The organism is Streptomyces sp. NPDC048566, from assembly GCF_043199735.1.
Classification (GTDB): domain Bacteria; phylum Actinomycetota; class Actinomycetes; order Streptomycetales; family Streptomycetaceae; genus Streptomyces.
The window spans coordinates 1-19,033 of sequence record NZ_JBICWL010000038.1; the positions used below are offsets into that span (position 1 = coordinate 1).

Sequence of the window (19,033 nt, forward strand, 5' to 3'; positions counted from 1 at the left end):
CTCGGGCTTTCCTCCGGGCAGTTTCCCTTCGGTCTTGCGTTTCCGACTCTATCAGACCGTTTCCGTATCCGATTTCCTCGGTGCTTTCCAGGTTCTCGCTTCCGCGTTTCCCTTTCCGGCGAGTCCGACTCTATCAGATCCTTTCGGGCCTGATTTCCTCGGTGCTTTCCAGTTCCACGCTTTCGCGCTTTCCTTTTCAGCGGCTCCGACATTATCAGAGGATGGACACCGGATTTACCGGCGATCATTTCTGGACTGTCGGGAGGGGGGCTTCTGCGGACCGACGAGAGGTCGATCGACTGGAGAAGCTCGCAGACTCTATCCGCTGCCACCGGACATGTCCAGTTCTAGGCAACTGTTCGAATCTACCTCCCCGAGTGACCTGTGTCAACGGGTCCTCCGGGGCGATGAGGAGACTAGCAGGTCAGCCGGTGCGTCCGCACATCAGCCGGCGGTGGGCAGAGCGGCACTCCGTTCGGTGGCGTCCACGTCGCCGGTGTCTCCCGAGCGGACGGCGCGCGCGCCGAGTACGTAGACGTACAGGAGGAAGGTCAGTTCGGCGGCGATCCCGATGGTGATGCGCGCCCAGGTGGGCAGTCCGGACGGCGTCACGAAGCCCTCGATGGCGCCCGAGACGAACAGGACCAGGGCCAGTCCCACAGCCATGCCGAGAGCGGCTCGGCCCTCCTCCGCCAGTGCCGTCCGGCGGGAGCGGGGTCCCGGGTCGACGACCGTCCAGCCGAGGCGCAGTCCGGTGCCGGCGGCGACGAACACGGCCGTCAGTTCCAGCAGGCCGTGCGGCAGGATCAGTCCGAGGAAGGTGTCGAGGCGTCCGGCCGACGACATCAGACCGATGCCGACGCCCACGTTGAGCATGTTCTGGAAGAGGATCCACAGCACCGGGAGCCCCAGGAAGATGCCCAGGACCAGGCACATGGCCGCGGCCTGCGCGTTGTTCGTCCAGACCTGTGCGGCGAAGGACGCGGCGGGATGGCTGGAGTAGTAGGTCTCGTACTCGCCGCCGGGGCGGGTCAGGTCGCGGAGCTGGTCGGGTGCCGCGATCGCGGCCTGCACCTCCGGGTGGGTGGCGATCCACCAGCCCAGGAGGACGGCGACCCCCGTGGAGATCAGGGCGGTGGGCAGCCACCAGTGCCGGGAGCGGTAGACCGCCGCCGGGAATCCGCGGGTGAGGAAGTGGGTGACGTCGCGCCAGGAGGCGCGGCGGGCACCCGTCACGGCGCTGCGCGCGCGGGCGACGAGTTGGCTCAGGCGGCCGGTGAGCTGGGGGTCGGGGGCGCTCGACTGGATCAGTGAGAGGTGGGTGGCGGTCCGCTGGTACAGGGTGACGAGCTCGTCCGCCTCGGCTCCGTCGAGGCGGCGCCGGCGGCGCAGGAGCGCGTCGAGTCTGTCCCACTCGGCTCGGTGGGCGGAGACGAAGACGTCGAGGTCCATCGGTTTGCCTGCTCCTGGGCTGCTCGTCGGCGGCGCTTGGTGGATGTCAGCTTGTCCTACCGCGGCGCGATGTGCCCTCAGCTTGGCAGACTGGCCGTTCTCGGAGCGGTTCAGGGGAAGGGCGGCACAGGTGAGTGAGCTGGTGACGGGCGAGGCAGTGGCATTGGAGCTGCGGCCCGCGAAGGTGCCGAGCCGGGCGCTGGCCGTCGTGCTCGATCTCGCGGTGGCGATGGCGGTCTACATCGGTGTGACCATCGGTCTCGTCGCCGCGACCGCCGCGCTCGACGACGCGGCGCGGGTCGCCGTCTCGATCGCGAGTTTCCTTCTCGTCCTGGTCGGCGGGCCGATCGCGGTGGAGTCGCTCAGTCACGGCCGGTCGCTGGGCAAGCTCGCGTGCGGTCTGCGGGTGGTGCGGGACGACGGCGGTCCGATCCGGTTCCGGCACGCGCTGGTGCGCGGGGCGGTGGGGGTCGTGGAGATCCTGATGACGTTCGGGGTCGTCGCGTGCGTGGCCTCCCTGGTGTCGGAGCGCGGCCGGCGGCTCGGCGACGTGTTCGCCGGGACCCTGGTGGTGCGCGAGCGGATTCCCGTGGGGCGCTCCTCGCACGTGCCTCCGCCACCGCCCTGGCTGGCGGGGCGCTTCAGCGGACTCGATCTGTCCGCCGTGCCGGACGGACTGTGGCTGGCGGTCCGCCAGTACCTGACGCGGATGGGGCAGCTGGACCCGCAGGTGGGTGGCGCGATGGCGGAGCGGCTCGCCGCGGAGGTCGCCACGCGGACGGGTACGGCCCCGCCGCACGGCGTGCCCGCCGGCGCCTACCTGGCCGCCGTGGTGCAGGAGCGGCAGGCCCGCGAGGCCCGCCGGGCGTACGGGGCCGGCGTCGCCCCGGGCGGGCAGCCGCCCGTACCGGGCGGGTACCACCCGACCGGGTACGGCGCCGGATATCTGGCAGGACAGGACGGCGGCCACCCGGGCGGGCACGGCCCCGGCGGGTATCCCGCCGCCGTTCCACCGACCGCGGGGACCTCGCCCGCTCCGGGCCGGAGCGGTGGGGAGCGGGAGGCGGATCGGGACGGGTCCGCGGGCGGGGAACGGCGCGACGAGCGGCCCGCCACCGGGTTCGCGCCACCCGCCTGAGACCGGCCGGGCGTCCGCACAGACCACCCGGTGATCCGCTCCGTCTCGCCCTCGCCCTCACTCACGTTCCGGCCGGGCGCCCCTCCCCGTGTTCCGTCGAGCGGCGGGAGGCGCTGGTGCCGTGACCGGAAGGGTCACCCCCGCGCGACGCCCGCCACGGCACCGCGCCGCGTCGTCGCATCACCCGAGTACGTCCCGTACGCGGGAGACGCTCCGCCGTGCGCCGCACCACACCGGACGCCGCGAGCCGTCCGGCGAACCCTTCCGGTCACGGCGCCGGCCGTCCGGCAGGGTCAGGCGAACGTCGACGGGGGTGACTGGAGGTCCTCCAGTTCGACGCCGGGGGCGGCGAGCACCACGTCCCCGGCCAGGTGGACGGCGTGCCGTTCGCCCGTGTCCAGGGCTGTGACCTGGTATTCGTCCACGGTCAGGGGGCCGTTGTCCGTGCTGTGCGTTTCGCTGGCGATCAACGCCCAGGACTGGTCGACGGTGCGCGGGGCGAGGACCTGGCCGGTGAAGGAGACGAGGCGTACGCGGGTCGCCGCGGCAGTGGCGGAGGGCGTGAGGCGCAGGAGACGGGCGGTGGCGACGAGGAACGCGGGTGAGGTGCCGGTGAAGGCGTGTGCGGCCACGGTGCCCTCGGTCGCCTCGGCGCCCGCCGGGTCGGTGCGGACCCAGGTCACGCCGTCGAGGGCGGCGCCGCGCACCTGCCAGTTCGCGGAGTGCAGTTCGAGGCGGAGGGGGCGGCCGAGCGCGTCGACGGCGAGGTCGACGGAGCCGGTGACGGCTCCCTGCCGGGCGAGGCCGTCGGGCCCGGTCGTGGAGGGGGCCGTGAGCTGGGCGACGTAGCGCCAGCCGGAGGGGCCGGGCGCGCAGTGGAAGTGTTCCTCGCCGAGGGGGGTGTGATCGTGCGGGTCATGGAGCGCGTAGCGGCCACGGGGCATGGGAGTTCAGGTCCTCATCGGGGACAGGCCCCCGCCGGGTGGGCGGGGGCCTGCTGACATCCGGACGCCGAGCGGTGGCAGCGCTGCTCGGCGGGCGTGCTCAGTAGCGGTAGTGGTCCGACTTGTACGGGCCCTCGACCTCGACCCCGATGTACGAGGCCTGCTCGGGGCGGAGCGTGGTGAGCTTCACGCCGAGCGCGTCGAGGTGCAGGCGGGCGACCTTCTCGTCGAGGTGCTTGGGCAGCACGTAGACGTCGGTCGGGTACTGCTCGGGCTTGGTGAACAGCTCGATCTGGGCCAGGGTCTGGTCCGCGAAGGAGTTGGACATCACGAAGGACGGGTGCCCGGTCGCGTTGCCCAGGTTCAGCAGACGGCCCTCGGACAGCACGATGACGACCTTGCCGTCGGGGAACGTCCAGGTGTGGACCTGCGGCTTGACCTCGTCCTTGACGATGCCGGGGACGGCGGCGAGGCCGGCCATGTCGATCTCGTTGTCGAAGTGGCCGATGTTGCCGACGATGGCCTGGTGCTTCATCTTGGCCATATCCGCGGCCATGATGATGTCCTTGTTGCCCGTCGTGGTGACGAAGATGTCGGCCTTGTCGACGATCTCGTCGAGGGTCGTGACCTGGTAGCCGTCCATCGCCGCCTGAAGGGCGCAGATCGGGTCGATCTCGGTGATGATCACGCGGGCGCCCTGGCCGCGCAGGGACTCCGCGCAGCCCTTGCCCACGTCGCCGTAGCCGCAGACGACGGCGGTCTTGCCGCCGATCAGGGTGTCGGTGGCGCGGTTGATGCCGTCGATCAGGGAGTGGCGGCAGCCGTACTTGTTGTCGAACTTCGACTTGGTGACGGCGTCGTTCACGTTGATCGCCGGGAACAGCAGGGTGCCGTCGCGGTGCATCTCGTACAGGCGGTGGACGCCGGTGGTGGTCTCCTCGGTCACGCCGCGGATCTCCGAGGCGAGCTGGGTCCACTTCTGCGAGCCCTCGGTGATGGTGCGGTTGAGCAGTTCGAGGATGACGCGGTGCTCGTCGTTCTCCGCGGTGTCGGCCGAGGGGACCTTGCCGTCCTTCTCGTACTTGACGCCGTTGTGGACGAGGAGGGTGGCGTCACCGCCGTCGTCCAGGATCATGTTCGGGCCGCCGGTGGGGGTGTTCGGCCAGGTCAGCGCCTGCTCCGTGCACCACCAGTACTCCTCCAGGGTCTCGCCCTTCCAGGCGAAGACCGGGACGCCCTGGGGGTTGTCCGGCGTGCCGTTCGGACCGACCGCGATGGCGGCGGCCGCGTGGTCCTGGGTCGAGAAGATGTTGCAGGAGGCCCAGCGGACCTCGGCGCCGAGGGCGACGAGGGTCTCGATGAGGACGGCGGTCTGGACCGTCATGTGCAGCGATCCGGTGACGCGGGCGCCGGCGAGGGGCTGCGCCTCGGCGTACTCCTTGCGGATCGACATCAGGCCGGGCATCTCGTGCTCGGCGAGGGTGATCTCCTTGCGGCCGAAGTCGGCCAGCGAGAGATCGGCGACCTTGAAGTCCTGTCGGCTGTCGACAGTCGTCATTGCGAGCTGCTCCTCGGAATCGGGGCGAGGTGGGTAGGGCTGTTCTGCACGGCGTCGGTACGTCGCATGCCCGGCGGGGCACGGACGTGCCCCGGCAGGACACGGCAGTGCCCGGTGCGCGCAGCGCAGTCCGTCGGAGGCCCTCTCTCCCTCGGCCGGTCCGCGGGGACCGCCCGACCGCCATCAGCAGCGACGTCTGGCTCAGCTCCCCAAGCTACACCGGTCGGGCCGCCCGCCCCCAGTCCGCCTCCGGACACGGCGGGGCCGGGAGGGGCCGGCGCAGGCGCCCTTCCGGGACGGGGCGGCGGTCCGGGGCGTCCGCCGTGCGGGGCCCCGCGGCGGGTGCGGACGCCGGCGCCGTCGGCCGGTGGGCCGGAGCGGCCCGGGGTGGGCGGGGCGGGTCGCCGGGCGGGGCGGCCGGTCGCCGGAGGGGCGCGGTGCGCGGGGTGACAGCGGCGCCGCTCGCGCGTCGTACACGGCGCCGGGGCCCGCCCCGGATCGCGGGCGGGCCCCGGTACGGCGGGCGTGGCCGGTCAGTGGCCGGACGGCTCCGGGGCCGGTCCGCCGGGGGTGGCCTCGGGGTCGGGGCCCTTGGCCGCCTCCGCCTCGCTGTAGATGTCCGGCTCCAGGTAGATCACCCGGGCGATCGGGACGGCGGAGCGGATGCGGGCCTCGGCGGCGTCGATCGCGGCGGCGACCTCGGCGGCCGTGTCGTCGTGCCGGACGGCGATCTTCGCGGCGACGAGCAGTTCCTCGGGGCCCAGGTGGAGGGTGCGCATGTGGATGATCCGGGTGACCGTGTCGCCGTCGACCATGGCGGCCTCGATCTTCGCGGTGTGCTCCGGGCCCGCGGCCTCGCCGAGCAGCAGCGACTTGGTCTCCGCCGCGAGGACCAGCGCGATCATGATGAGCAGGACGCCGATGCAGACCGTGCCGATGCCGTCCCAGGTGCCGTCGCCGGTGAGCAGGGCGATGCCGACGCCGCACAGGGCGAGGACGAGGCCGATGAGGGCGCCGAAGTCCTCCAGGAGGACGACCGGCAGCTCGGGGGCCTTGGCCCGACGGATGAACTGGGACCAGGAGTGCGAGCCGCGGAGCTGGTTGGACTCCTTGATCGCCGTGCGGAAGGAGAAGCCCTCGGCGAGGATCGCGAAGACCAGCACGCCGACCGGCCAGTACCAGTGCTCGATCTCGTGCGGGTGCTTGATCTTCTCGTAGCCCTCGTAGACGGCGAACATGCCGCCGACGGAGAACAGGACGATCGAGACGAGGAAGGCGTAGATGTAGCGCTCGCGCCCGTAGCCGAAGGGGTGCTGCGGGGTGGCGGCGCGCTGCGCCTTCCTGCCGCCGATCAGCAGCAGGGCCTGGTTGCCGGAGTCGGCGAGCGAGTGGACGCCCTCGGCCAGCATCGAGGACGAGCCGCTGAAGGCGAACGCCACGAACTTCGATACCGCGATGGCGAGGTTGGCGCCGAGCGCCGCCATGATCGCCTTGGTGCCGCCTGAAGCGCTCATCTGCTCCTGCTGTCCCTTCGTAGGCCGTACGGACCCCGTGGCCACCCTCGTACCCCGGTCCGGGCTCGGCCCTCCCTGTGCGGTGGGTCATTCTTGCAGCCCGGCCGGGCGGAGGCGGCCCTGGTGTGCGCCGGCGCCTCGTCAGGCCGCCACGGTGGCGCGGAAGATCGTGCCGGAACCGGACACGTCGACCTTTTCCCCCGCGGGGACGAAGACCGAGCGGCCGGGGGTGAGGCCGATGCCGTCGGCGCGCACGGCACCCGCCGTGCACAGCAGGATCTGCGGGGCGTCGCGGGTGAGGTCGCGGGGCGCGGCGCCCGCGGCGATTGCGTGGCGGGAGAGGCGGAACTCGTCGACGGGGGTCGGGTAGACCTCCTCGCCGTCGGCCGACGCCTCGGGCCGCAGGACGCCCGGGTCGCCCGCCTCGAAGCGGACTACGCGCAGGAGTTCGGGGACGTCGACGTGCTTGGGGGTGAGCCCGCAGCGCAGCACGTTGTCGCTGTTGGCCATGATCTCGACGCCCAGGCCGCTGAGGTAGGCGTGCGGGATGCCCGCGCCGAGGAAGAGGGCCTCGCCGGGCTGGAGGCGGACGTGGTTGAGGAGCATCGCGGCGATGACGCCGGGGTCGCCCGGGTAGTGGTGGGCGAGATCGGCGTAGGGGGCGTGGTCGCCGCCGAGGCGGGCGCAGGCGGCGGCGGTCTCGGCGACCGTGCGGGCCATGTCGCCGGGGTCGGCGCTCAGGACGGCGGTGAGGACCTCGCGCAGCGCGGCCTCCTCGGGCTGCGCCCGGAGCAGGTCGACGTAGGGCTTGAGGGCGTCCACGTCGAGGGCGGCGAGGAGGTCGGCGGCCCCGGCGGGCGGGCGGAACCCGCACAGTCCGTCGAACTCGGTGAGGGCGCAGATCAGTTCGGGCTTGTGGTTGGCGTCCTTGTAGTTGCGGTGCGGGGCGTCGATCGGGACGCCGCGGCGCTCCTCGTCCTCGTACCCCTCGCGGGCCTGTTCGAGGTCGGGGTGCACCTGGAGGGAGAGGGGGGCGCCGGCGGCCAGGAGCTTGAGCAGGAACGGCAGGCGGGGACCGAACCGGGCGACCGCGGCGCGGCCGAGTTCCTTCTCCGGGTCCTCGGCGACGACCTCGTCCAGCGGACCGCGCCCGGTGAGGGAGGGCGCGCCCGGGTGGGCTCCCATCCACATCTCCGCCTGCGGTTCCCCGGTCGGCTCCACACCGAGCAGGTGCGGGATGGCGGTGGTGGAACCCCAGGCGTAGGGGCGGACGGTGTTGTCGAGGCGGTCCATCGGTGTCTTCTTCTCCTCCGTGCTGCCGGCCCCGCCGCGTGCGGAGGCCGGCGGGGCGGGGCGTCGGGGGCCCGCGGTCCCGGGGTCGGGCGGCCGGCCGGCCGCCGGAACCAGGTCAGGCCCTTGAGGCGAGCGCCAGGTAAACGGCGGCGAAATCGGTGATGGCGATCAGTTCGGCGAGGGTCTCCAGCTCGCCGCCCTCCTCGGGTTCGAGTTCGCTGATCGCGGTGTCGTGGGTGAGGGCGAGCTCCCGGGCGGCGGGAGCGGCGCTGATCCCGCCGATGGGGCGGTCGCGGAGCAGCACCACGCGGGCGTGCAGCGCCTGCGCCTCCTCCACGCGGTCGCGGAAGAAGTCGTCGGGGTCGGCGCCGGCGGCGAGCGCTCCCGCGAGCAGCACGCTGTGCGCGGCGAGCGCCTCGGGCAGTTCCGCGGTGAGCGCGGGGCGGCCGGCGAGTTCGGCGAGCGCGGCGGTGAAGCGGCGGCCCGCCGGTCCGGCCGAGGTGCCCTCGGTCCAGATCACCGGGAGCGCATCGGCCAGGTCCGCGGCGAGGGTCTTGGCGGGGTTGCCGTACGCGGCGATCGCGGGCCCGCAGCGTTCGGCGACGCGGTCGAGCCGGTCGGCGACCTTCTGGAGCGCCTCCGGCGGCGCGGAGAGCAGGCCGGTGCGGTCCAGGAGGGCGAGCAGCGGGGTGAGCAGCGCCCAGAGCACACCGGGCGCGGAGGCGGCGATCGGCTCCTCCGGTTCGTACGGGGCGGTCGCCATCGGGACGAAGAGGCCGTGGGTGCCGCTGACCCAGCCGGCGAGCGGGGAGTCCGCGGGTGCCACGGCGGCGACGGTGCTGCCGCGCCGGTAGGACTGCTCGATCAGCAGGTCGAGTCCGGGTTCGCTGCCGTCGGGGGTGGCGATCAGCAGGAGGTCGACGGGGCCGGCCCACCCGGGCAGCTCCCAGCGCAGGGCGCCAGAAGCGGGGGCGACGCCCTGGGGGGTGAGCCGGGTGACGGGGCAACTCGCTCCGGCGAGGGTGCCGAGGAGTTCGGCGACCGCCGTGGCGGCCATGCCGGGGCCGGCGATGAGGACGGCGCGCGGGCGCCCGTCCGGCTTCAGCTCGGCGATCCCGGCCTCGGCGGCGTGCCGGACGGCGGTGCGCACCCGGGCGCCGGCCTCGGCCGCGCCGCGGAGCAGGTCCCGCCGGTCGGTGCGCGCGAGCGCGTCGGGGTCGTCGAGCAGCGATTCGTCGAGCATGGGACGGAAGCCTCCGATCGCCGGGTCGGCGCTGGTGCGCCGGGTCGCGGTGTCGCGTGCGCGGGGTCGCGCGCCGGGTGCCGAGTGTCGCCGGGTCGTTCCGGGGGCGGTCCGGCCGCTGGGCGGGCCGGACGTCGCCCGGGCCCGTGCGGGGTGCCGCCCGCGCGTCGTGGGGAGCCGGGCCGTCGGCCCGCCCGTGCGGGCGGGTGGGGCGGCTCGGGGCCTCCCGCGCGCCGCGGCCCGGGGACCGCGCCCGCGGGCGGCCGGTCCGGTCAGGCGGGGCGGCGGGCCTCGTCGACCAGGAGGACGGGGATGCCGTCGCGGACCGGGTAGGCGAGACCGCACTCCGCTCCCGTGCAGATCAGCTCGGTGTCCTGCTCCTTGATCGGGGCATGGCAGGCCGGGCAGGCGAGGATCTCCAGGAGGCCGGCTTCGAGCGCCATGGGATGTCCTTCCGAAACAGTGGATGCGGCCTGGTCAGGGTACCGCTGCGGGAAGCCCGGCGCGGAGGCATGGGCCCGCTCGTCCCCGGACCGGACGGGACGCCGGCCTGGCGGGCCCGGGCCGGCTCCGCGGCGGGCGCGGCGGGTCCGGTGCCGGAGCCGGCCGGGAGGCCCGCGCGGCGGGCGGGGACCGGGAGTGCAGGGCGCCGTGGGTGCCGGGGTCCGCGGGGGCGGGAGCCGGGGACACGGCACCGGGCCCCGGTGGGGCGGCGCCTGCGCCGGGGCGGGGCCGGCCGCGCGGCGGGACGGGCGGGGCGCCCGGGACCCGCCCGCCGCGGGCGGCGCGGTCCCGCGGCCCCCGCGCCGCTCGGCCGGTCCGTGCCGTCAGCCTCTGATGAGGGCCAGCACCTCGTCGCGGATCTTCGCCATCGTCGCCTCGTCGCGGGCCTCGGCGTTGAGACGCAGCAGGGGTTCGGTGTTGGAGGGGCGGACGTTGAACCAGCCGTCCTCGGTGGTCACCGTCAGGCCGTCGAGTTCGTCGACCGTGACGCCCTCGCGGCCCGCGTACGCGGCCCGGACGGCGGCGAGGCGGGCGGCCTGGTCGTCGACGGTGGAGTTGATCTCGCCGGAGCCCACGTAGCGGTCGTACTCCGCGACGAGCCCGGAGAGCGGTCCGTCCTGTCCGCCGAGCGCGGCGAGGACGTGCAGGGCGGCCAGCATGCCGGTGTCGGCGTTCCAGAAGTCGCGGAAGTAGTAGTGGGCGGAGTGCTCGCCGCCGAAGATCGCTCCGGAGGCGGCCATCTCGGCCTTGATGAAGGAGTGGCCGACCCGGGTGCGCACCGGCGTCCCGCCGTGCTCGCGGACGACCTCGGGGACCGACCAGGAGGTGATCAGGTTGTGGATGACCGTGCCGCCGCCGTGCCGGGCGAGTTCCCGCGCGGCCACCAGGGCGGTGATCGCGGACGGGGAGACCGGCTCGCCCCGCTCGTCGACGACGAAACAGCGGTCGGCGTCGCCGTCGAAGGCGATGCCCAGGTCGGCGCCCTCCGCGCGGACCCGCTGCTGGAGGTCCTCGATGTTCGCCGGGTCGAGCGGGTTCGCCTCGTGGTTGGGGAAGGTGCCGTCGAGCTCGAAGTACAGCGGGACGAGGTCCAGCGGCAGTCCGGCGAAGACGGTCGGCACGGTGTGTCCGCCCATGCCGTTGCCCGCGTCGACGACGACCTTCAGCGGCCGGATCGAGGTCAGGTCGACGAGCGAGCGGAGGTGGGCCGCGTAGTCCGCCAACGTGTCGCGGCCGGTGATGGTGCCCGGCTCGGCGTCCGAGGCCGGGGCGCCCGCGTCGAGCCAGGTCTCGGCGAGCCGGCGGATCTCGGACAGGCCGGTGTCCTGGCCGACGGGGGCCGCGCCCGCCCGGCACATCTTGATGCCGTTGTAGCGGGCCGGGTTGTGCGAGGCGGTGAACATGGCACCGGGCAGGGCGAGCGCGCCGGAGGCGTAGTACAGCTGGTCCGTCGAGCAGAGGCCGATCTCGGTGACGTCGACGCCTCGGGCGGCGGCGCCGCGCGCGAAGGCCCGGGACAGTCCGGGGGACGACGGCCGCATGTCGTGCCCGATCACGATGGCGTCCGCTCCGGTCACCTGGACGAAGGCGGCGCCGAACAGTTCGGCCAGCGGCTCGTCCCACTGGTCCGGGACCACCCCGCGCACGTCGTACGCCTTCACGAGCTGCGACAGATCAGCAGTCACGGCCAACCCTCCAGTTGTCCACGTCGGTCGGCCCAAACTACCGCTCCGGGGCGGCGGTCCGGCGCACCGAGCCGCGGTGGGGCACATCCGTGACCTGCGGAACCGCCGCCTCCGCGATGGCCGCACCGGGCGGAGCGGGGTGCCACCGCGCACGGCGCGCCGCCGCCGAGGGGACCGGGGCGGGGCGCCGGGGCGTCAACTCGCCGCCGCCCGCACGGCGTTCCCGCGAGGGACCGGGCGCGCGCGGTCCGCGGGTGCCGGGCGCTCCGGACGGGGCGAGCCGCCCACCACCGGGTGCGACCGCCGGCGGCACCCGTCAAGCAGGGTGCGGCACGGGCGGGTTGGGGCGGGGGCTGCGGGACTCCCGGCACGGGCGGACGGGGTTGCCGGGGTACGGCGGACGGGCCGGGCCGGAGGGCGCTCAGTTCTCGGGCGACCGCAGGACGCGCAGGTGGCCGCGGCGCGCGACCTCCATCGGATCGGCCGAGCGGGCGCTCGCGCCACCGCCCTCGGCGGCGCGCTGCTGCGGGCGAGCCGCCTCGCGCACCGCGTTCGCCAGTGCCTCCAGGTCGTCTCCGCTCGGGCGGGCGGGGCCGGAGGAGTCGGCGAGCCGGACGACCTCCCAGCCGCGCGGCGCGGTGAGGCGCTCGGAGTGCTCGGCGCACAGGTCGTAGCAGTGGGGTTCGGCGTAGGTGGCGAGCGGGCCGAGGACCGCGGTCGAGTCGGCGTAGACGTACGTCAGCGTCGCGACGGCGGGACGGCCGCAAGCGGTGCGCGAACAGCGACGTACAGGGCTCACGATGTTGGACGGTACCGCACTCTTGAGCGGGCCGCGACGACTCTCCCCCGGCTCACCCCACCGTGTCGTCCTGTGAGACGGCCCACACCGATCCCCGGTCATCCTCCCCTGACCTGGGGGGACATCGACGCCGGGGACACCGAACGCCCCTGCATCCGGTCGCCACTTGGTGCGAATCATGTCAATTGCCGCGGGAGTGACGCTCCCGGAGCGATACGGAATCGAGCCCTTGCCGGGGCCGGAACGGGCCCGCGGACGGGCTCACGGACGGGCTCGCGGACGGCTCTGGGGAACAGCCGCCGGGCACCGGGCACGGCACGGGTCCGGGCGGCACCGGGCCGGGCGACGCGGGCCGGGCGGCGGGCGACGCGGGCCGGGTGGCGGGCGGGCGGCGGACCGGCTCAGCGTGGAGCCGGGCGGCCGGGGCGGCCGGGGACTACGCTTCGTCGGTGATGGACACCCCCGTACCGCCTCCCACCGCAGCTGCCGGCCCCCGCCGTCGCGACCGCCACGGCCGCGGGATGCGCGGCCCCGTGGCGCCGCCCCAGGTGCCGCTCGCGGCGAGCCGCGCCGAGGTCTTCGCCGACCTGGTGCGGGACTCCGTGGAGCGGCTGGAGCGACGCTGGCCGCAGCTCGCTGACATCGACTTCCTGGTCCTCGAGGTGCCCCGGCTGGACGGCCCCGGCGAGGCGTGGAACGACGAGGCGGTGCCGCTCGGCGGCACGATCGCCGCGCGCGAGGGACGGCCCGCGCGCGTGGTCGTCTACCGCCGGCCGGTCGAGATCCGCACCAAGGGCCGCGACGAGCGCGCCGCCCTGGTGCACGAGATCGTCGTGGAGCAGGTGGCGGAGCTGCTGGGCCTCACCCCGGAGGCGGTCGACCCGCGCTACGGCGAGGACTGAGCGCCGGACGGTGCCCGGTGGCCCGGCCGCCCGCACCTCGGGCGGGCGGCCCGCCCCGCCGGTCCGCGGGGCGCGACGGTCACCGGTCGAGCAGCACCGACAGGTCCTGGTCCGCGCGGGGCACCGCCACGGTGCCCCGGTCGTCCGGGAGGGTCTGGACGGTGAACGCGGGCACGCCGTCCTCGGCGGCGGCGAGCATCCGGGAGGCGTAGACCGGGCCGCCGGAGACCGGCTCGACGGTGAGGGCGTACGTGCCCTTGAGCCCGCTCGGGACCGGCGCCTCGACGTTCTGCGTGGTGCCGGCCTTGACGGTGAACGTCTTCGACGCCGGTGAGCCGCCCTCGCTGCCCGCGGACGCGGTGACCTTCACGGTCGCCGCCTTGGCGGGCGCGGTGACCGCGAGGGTGGAGCCCTTGGCGCTGTTGTCGGCGGCCGACGCGCGCGTGCCGACCGGGGCGGTGGCGGGGATGAAGGCGGTCTCCTGGCGGTCGCCCTTGCCGCGGATCACGCGCAGGGCGGCGACGACGGGAACGGCGGAGTCCTCGGGCGTGAGGACGAGCGAGCCCGGCTCGCCGCGGGTGACGTCGCCGAGGTCGACCGCGGAGGTCATCCCCGCCTTCACGTGGAGCGTCTCGTTGCCCGCCGGGGTGATCGGGCCGGTGGGCGAGGCGAGGCGGATCAACAGGTCGGCGTCCGTGTCACCGGGCGCGAAGGCGACCAGGCGCACGGAGGTGGCGTCCTTGGGGATGCCCGGGAGGACCAGGCTGCCGGCGGGGTCGGTGGAGGCGGCCAGCCAGTCGCCGCCCGTCCGGTCGTCGAGCGCCTGCACGGCCGCTCCGACCCGGCCGCTGCGCACCGTCACGTGGACGGTGAGGTTGGTCTGCCGGTCGCCGGCCAGCGTGCTCAGCAGGATCGGCTCGGAAGCGTGCGGCGGGACCGTGATCCCGTCGGCCACCGTGGACTTGAGGGCGCCGTCCTTGCCGTACAGGTCGATGTCGACGACGGCGGCGGAGTCGTCCGGGTTCGTCAGGTGCACGTAGTCGGTGCGGTCCTCGGCGGTGCTGGCTCCCGGGAACCAGAACTCGGTGTCCGGAGCGGTGCAGTTGGTGCCGAGCAGACCGCGGCCGGTGCCCGCGGCGACGTCGGTGGTCTGCTGGACCGTCCAGCCGGGCGCGAACCTGCCCTCGGCGGTGCCGACGAGCGCGGGTGCCTCGGAGCCCGAGGCGTCACCGGTCGCGGGCTTGCCGGGGTCCTTGGGACGCGGGGCGCTACCGGAGGGCTTGCCGCCGCCCTTCCTGCCGCCGGCCGACGTCTCGGTGGCCGCCTTCAGTTCGGCCCTGCCGCCCGAGCGGGCGCCCTCGGACGCCGGGGTGAACGAGGTGTACGCGGTGTCGGCGAGGTCGGAGGTGCTCGGCTGGGGGCACAGCAGGCTGGTGCGCTCCACGGGCTGGCGGGCGGCGGCCCGTACCGTCTCGCCCCCGGGTGCGTCCGGCGCCCGGAGGGCGGCGAACCCGGTGACGGCGGCGAGCGCGGTCACACCGCCGATGAGGGACAGGGTCGTGCGGTTCACTGCTGGCTCCCGTCGGGGCGCTCGCTGTCGGTGCCGTGCGGCGGGGGCCGCGTGGGGTCGTAGGCCGGGTCGTAGCCCTGCTCGTCCGAGCCGTAGGCCGGGTCGTAGCCCTGGCCGTCCGAGCCGTAGCCCGGGTCGTAGCCCTGGCCGTCCGAGCCGTAGGCCGGGTCGTAGCCCTGGCCGTCCGTGCCGTAGCCCCGGCCGTGCGCGTCGTAGGACGTGCCGTTCGCGCCGTGGTCCTGCTCGTAGGCCGGGTCGTAGGACGTCGTCCCGCCGTAGGCGTAGGGGTCGTACGGGGCGCCCTGGTAGGCGTCCGGCCGGTAGGGCTGCTGATGGCCGCCGTCCGCGTACTCCCCCGCGCCCTCGTACCGGCCCTCCCGGGTGCCGTACTCCGCGCCCGCGTGGCTCGGGGTGTCCCAGTCGCCGTAGGACTGCTGGTGCGGGACGGCGCCGGCCGGGATCTCCCCGGGGACGGACGCGGCGCCGGCGTCCGCGGCGGACGCCTCGGCCTCCGCCTCCGCCTGGGCCCGCAGGCGGCGGGCGCGGCGGCCGTCTCCCGTGGCGTCCTGGGCGGGCACGGGCTGCTCCTCGGGCAGGTCGTCGTCGACGTCGCGGCGGCGGCCCGGCAGGGCGAGCACCACGAGGACCAGGGCGAGGGCGCCCTGGGCCCACAGCCAGGCGGTGTGGCTCAGCGGGGCGTCGAACGTGACGTCCAGCCGGCCGCCGCCGGAGGGGAGTTCGAAGCCCTGCGCCCAGCCGTCCACCGTGGTCCGGGAGAGGGGCTTGCCGTCCAGGGTGGCCGTCCAGCCCGGGTCGGCGCTGTCGGCCAGCCGCAGCACACGGCCCTCGCCGCCGGCGGGGACGCTCGTGTGCAGTTCGACCGGTCCGGCCGCGATGGACTGCGCTTCGCCGGAGTCGGGGACGATCACCGCGCGGGCCACCTGGCGGTTGACGCGCCACAGGGCGCTGCCGTCCTGCTGGCTGAGCCGGGTCAGTCCGGGCGTGGAGTCCAGGACGCGGCTCACCTCGCGGGGGGCGCCCGCGCGGACCAGCACGTAGCGGACGGCGAAACCGCCGAGTTCGTCGGCCTGGTCGGCGCCGGAGCCCGCCACCAGGTTGGCGACGACCTTGTCGAGCTTCGTGTTCTCGCCGCCGGCCGAGGCGAGTTCGGCGTCGCCGAGGCGGGCGCCGGAGCCGCGGACCAGGGTGTAGCCGACGTGGGCCGCGGATCGGCTGTCGAGGACCAGGGTGCGGGCCTGGTCGCGGGTGCCGCTCTCCTCGGCGACGAACGCGGGCACCTGGACCGGGTCGCGGCGCTCGACGGGTCCGTCGGCACCGCCGATGATCCATCCGGCGGCGACCAGCAGCGGGCCGGCGGCGCAGGCGAAGGCGATGAGCGCGGCGACCGGCTGGCGCCAGCCGAAGCTCTGCTCGGCGACGCGCGCGCGGGCGCCGTCGGCTCCGACGGCCGCGGCGGCGAGGAGCCCGAGGCCGTAGACGAGGGTGGCGGGGCCGGCCCAGGTGGAGCTGTTGGACAGCACCGCGAAGACGAGGGCCACCAGGGCGACCGCCCACGCGGTCCGGATGCCGGCCTGGCGCTCGGTGCGCAGCAGGGCGGCGAGCGCGGCGAGCACGACGCCGAAGAGCATCAGGCCGCTGACGGTGCCCGGGCCGCCGGGGCTCGCACCGAGCAGGTCCGCCGCGGAGGCGGCGCTCGGCCCGTACTCCAGGCCGGCCTCCCGGAAGAAGCCGAACGGCAGCAGCGAGAGCGACCAGGGGGCGAGGACCAGCAGCGGGGTGCCGAGCTGGGCGAGGAACCGCAGCCCGTAGGCGGGCAGTTCGCGGCGGCGGACGGCGAGGAGCGCGAGGCCGAGGACCAGCGCGATGGGCCAGACGATCGGGGTGAACGCCGTGGTGAGCGTCAGGAGCAGGGCGTAGGCCCAGGTGGCGCGCCAGCTGCCGCGCGCTCCCGAGGAGTGCGCGAGACCGCTCGCGGCGATGCCCGCGCGCGCGATGAGCGGCAGCAGGATCGCCAGCACGGAGGTGCCGATACGTCCCCCGGCCAGCGCACCGGTGGCGGCGGGCAGGAAGGCGTACGCGACGGACGCCCAGGCGCGCAGCAGGCGGGAGGCGACCAGCGGGCGGGAGGCGAAGTACGCGGCGAAGCCGGCCAGGGGCACGGACGCCACCAGCAGCACGGTGACGGCGAGGCCGGTGGAGCCGAGCAGGAGGGAGGCGAGCAGGGCGACGAGCGCCAGGTAGGGCGGGGCGGACTGGGTGCCGCCCGGGCCGACCGGGTGCCAGCCGTCCAGGTAGCGCGACCACAGGTCGGAGGCGTCGCCGGGGGCGGGCAGCAGCGCGCCGCCCGCGAGGGCCCCGCTGCCGAGCAGGGCGCGGCAGGCGAGCAGCGAGACGAACATCAGGACGAGGAAGAGCATGGGGCCGGGGTTGCGCGCGATGCGCTTGAGCCGGGCGAACTGCTCGATCTCCAGGAACTCGGCGTCGTCGCCGCCGGGTCCGGACTCGACGGCCCCGCCGTGCCGTCCGGCGCCCGTGACCAGTTCGGCGTCGGTGCGGCTCAGCAGGTTGCCGGCGACCTGCTCGACGGTGACGCGCACGGTCGCGCCGGGGGGCGGGAACAGCGGGCGCAGTTCGCCCTTGTCGGCCCGGGGGCGGCCCCGCCTGCGCCGGCCGGCGATGATCCGCTCCGGGCGGAGCAGGGTGCCGAGCAGGCCGCGGATCTCGTCGACGGCCTGTCCGGGGACCTTGCCCACCAGGTAGGCGACGGTGCGCAGCAGGGTGCCGAGGACGAGGCGGAGGAGGATCCAGGGGAGCTGCGCGGTGCGGGCGTTGACGAGGAGGGTGTAGACGGCGCCGGCCTTGTCGACCTTGTGCGGGGACGCGGAGGTGCGGCCCACGCAGTCGACGGTGCGGCGCTCACGGGAGGCCGCCTCGGCGTGCCGGACGACCGCGTCCGGGGCGACGAGGACGCGGTGGCCCGCGGCCTGGGCGCGCCAGCACAGGTCGACGTCGTCGCGCATCAGGGGCAGCCGGCGGTCGAAGCCGCCGAGTTCCTCGAAGACGTCGCGCCGGATCAGCATGCCGGCGGTGGAGACGGAGAGGACGGGGTGGACGTGGTCGTGCTGGCCCTGGTCCTGCTCGCGGCGGTCCAGGCCGGTCCAGCGACGGCCGGAGTTGGCGATGGTGACGCCGACTTCGAGGAGCTGGCGGCGGTCGTACCAGCCGCGGAGCTTCGGGCCGACGACGGCGACCTCGTGACCCAGTTCGCGTTCGTTCTCCACGACGCGCAGCAGGTGGGCGAGGGCGTCCGGTTCCGGGGCGCTGTCGTCGTGCAGCAGCCAGAGCCACTGCTCCGGTTCGCCGTGCGGGAGGTCCGGGAGGTCGTAGGCGTCGTCGCGCCAGCTGCGCGTGACGGGGTCCCAGCCGCTCGGCCGCTTCAGGTAGGGCAGGTCGTCCGGGGTGAGCACACCGGCGGCGCGGGTGGCCTCGTCGACGGCCTGGCCGAATCCCGTGCGCCGGGCGAGGTGCAGGACGTGGTCGGCTCCCAGGGCGTCGGTGAGCAGCCGGGCGGAGTCGTCCGCGCTGCCGGTGTCGGCGGCCACCGCGTTCTGCACGGGGCGATCCTGGCCGAGCAGCCCGGCCAGTGCCTCGGGCAGCCAGCGGGCGCCGTCGTGGGAGACGAGCACCGCGGTCACCACGTGACGCGGGAACTCAGGGGCGGCAGCGGCGTCGTGACGGGCTGCCGAATGGCTGTGCGCGGACATCGAGGTACGGGCCCCGGTTCGATGGACTGCGGTGGACGTCTGTGTCCGGCGGGGACAGCGGGACGTCTCGGACGAGGGCCCACACTAACGGCTGGGCAGCACGACGGCCCGCCGCCTGTGGACAACCCACCTGCGCCGGGCCGTTCGTTACGTGAGCGTGTGTGCCGATTGGTCGGGCGCCCCGGCACGGGCGGCTCCGGCCGATTTTCCGGGCCGTCCCGAGCGGCCCCGTCCCGCGCGCCGCGGCGCGGGCGTCCGGATCTCCTCGCGGCGCCGGGCACCGCCGCCGCCGAACCGCGCCCGACGGGCGGGCCCGCGCGAGCGCCCCGGCCTCCCGGGGGCGGGCGCCTCGTCCGCCCCTGCGGGAAGGGTCAGACGGCGGCCTTCTTGAGGCGGCGCCGCTCGCGCTCCGACAGCCCGCCCCAGATGCCGAACCGCTCGTCGTTGGCGAGCGCGTACTCGAGGCACTCGGAGCGGACCTCGCAGGCGAGGCAGACCTTCTTCGCCTCGCGGGTGGAGCCGCCCTTCTCGGGGAAGAAGGACTCGGGGTCGGTCTGGGCGCACAGCGCGCGCTCCTGCCAGCCGAGTTCCTCGTCCGCGTCGTCGACCAGCAGTTGCTGCACCAGCTCGGTCATGTGCGCCCCTC

Annotated in this window: 14 protein-coding genes; 2 read left to right on the forward strand and 12 right to left on the reverse strand. The window is 74.9% G+C overall.

Annotated features, from left to right (window positions below; translation table 11 throughout):
* Positions 1-444 precede the first annotated feature (444 nt).
* Positions 445-1,452 (reverse strand): stage II sporulation protein M, encoded by a 1,008-nt coding sequence (locus tag ACGFS9_RS31250; RefSeq protein WP_393257994.1) that lies wholly within the window; start codon positions 1,450-1,452, stop codon positions 445-447.
* 130 nt (positions 1,453-1,582) lie between these two features.
* Here ACGFS9_RS31250 and ACGFS9_RS31255 point away from each other — a divergent pair, with 130 nt between their 5' ends.
* Positions 1,583-2,590: an RDD family protein gene (locus ACGFS9_RS31255; protein ID WP_393257996.1), complete on the forward strand. Its 1,008-nt coding sequence runs from the start codon at positions 1,583-1,585 to the stop codon at positions 2,588-2,590.
* 293 nt (positions 2,591-2,883) lie between these two features.
* Here ACGFS9_RS31255 and ACGFS9_RS31260 read toward each other — a convergent pair whose 3' ends face one another.
* The 8 genes from ACGFS9_RS31260 to ACGFS9_RS31295 form a co-directional block, all read right to left on the reverse strand.
* On the reverse strand, positions 2,884-3,534 hold the full coding sequence (locus tag ACGFS9_RS31260; protein WP_393257999.1) for a hypothetical protein: 651 nt from the start codon (positions 3,532-3,534) through the stop codon (positions 2,884-2,886).
* Between the two features lie 100 nt (positions 3,535-3,634).
* Positions 3,635-5,092 carry an adenosylhomocysteinase gene (ahcY, locus tag ACGFS9_RS31265; RefSeq protein WP_393258002.1) on the reverse strand — a complete coding sequence of 486 codons (1,458 nt, stop codon included), beginning with the start codon at positions 5,090-5,092 and terminating at the stop codon, positions 3,635-3,637.
* Between the two features lie 533 nt (positions 5,093-5,625).
* The gene (locus tag ACGFS9_RS31270; RefSeq protein WP_393258005.1) at positions 5,626-6,606 is read right to left on the reverse strand and encodes a cation diffusion facilitator family transporter; all 981 of its coding nucleotides are present in this window, start codon (positions 6,604-6,606) and stop codon (positions 5,626-5,628) included.
* A 141-nt stretch (positions 6,607-6,747) separates the two neighbouring features.
* Positions 6,748-7,899 (reverse strand): mannose-6-phosphate isomerase, class I, encoded by a 1,152-nt coding sequence (gene manA / locus ACGFS9_RS31275; protein ID WP_393258008.1) that lies wholly within the window; start codon positions 7,897-7,899, stop codon positions 6,748-6,750.
* A 115-nt stretch (positions 7,900-8,014) separates the two neighbouring features.
* Positions 8,015-9,142 carry an SIS domain-containing protein gene (locus ACGFS9_RS31280; protein ID WP_393258011.1) on the reverse strand — a complete coding sequence of 376 codons (1,128 nt, stop codon included), beginning with the start codon at positions 9,140-9,142 and terminating at the stop codon, positions 8,015-8,017.
* A 272-nt stretch (positions 9,143-9,414) separates the two neighbouring features.
* Positions 9,415-9,585, reverse strand: a complete 171-nt coding sequence (locus tag ACGFS9_RS31285; RefSeq protein WP_393258013.1) for a Trm112 family protein — start codon at positions 9,583-9,585, stop codon at positions 9,415-9,417.
* Positions 9,586-9,969: 384 nt separating this feature from the next.
* Positions 9,970-11,331 (reverse strand): phosphomannomutase/phosphoglucomutase, encoded by a 1,362-nt coding sequence (locus ACGFS9_RS31290; protein WP_393258016.1) that lies wholly within the window; start codon positions 11,329-11,331, stop codon positions 9,970-9,972.
* A gap of 421 nt (positions 11,332-11,752) precedes the next feature.
* The gene (locus ACGFS9_RS31295; protein WP_393258019.1) at positions 11,753-12,232 is read right to left on the reverse strand and encodes a DUF3499 domain-containing protein; all 480 of its coding nucleotides are present in this window, start codon (positions 12,230-12,232) and stop codon (positions 11,753-11,755) included.
* A 350-nt stretch (positions 12,233-12,582) separates the two neighbouring features.
* Here ACGFS9_RS31295 and ACGFS9_RS31300 point away from each other — a divergent pair, with 350 nt between their 5' ends.
* Entirely contained in the window at positions 12,583-13,032 is a 450-nt protein-coding gene (locus ACGFS9_RS31300) for a metallopeptidase family protein (protein WP_393258068.1), read from the forward strand.
* A gap of 79 nt (positions 13,033-13,111) precedes the next feature.
* Here ACGFS9_RS31300 and ACGFS9_RS31305 read toward each other — a convergent pair whose 3' ends face one another.
* The 3 genes from ACGFS9_RS31305 to ACGFS9_RS31315 form a co-directional block, all read right to left on the reverse strand.
* Complete coding sequence (locus ACGFS9_RS31305; RefSeq protein ID WP_393258021.1) at positions 13,112-14,602, reverse strand: DUF5719 family protein; 1,491 nt, start codon at positions 14,600-14,602, stop codon at positions 13,112-13,114.
* Entirely contained in the window at positions 14,599-18,387 is a 3,789-nt protein-coding gene (locus ACGFS9_RS31310) for a glycosyltransferase family 2 protein (protein WP_393258024.1), read from the reverse strand. Before ACGFS9_RS31310 ends, ACGFS9_RS31305 begins: the two co-directional genes overlap by 4 nt.
* 371 nt (positions 18,388-18,758) lie before the next feature.
* Positions 18,759-19,022, reverse strand: a complete 264-nt coding sequence (locus tag ACGFS9_RS31315; RefSeq protein ID WP_003975777.1) for a WhiB family transcriptional regulator — start codon at positions 19,020-19,022, stop codon at positions 18,759-18,761.
* Positions 19,023-19,033 lie beyond the last annotated feature (11 nt).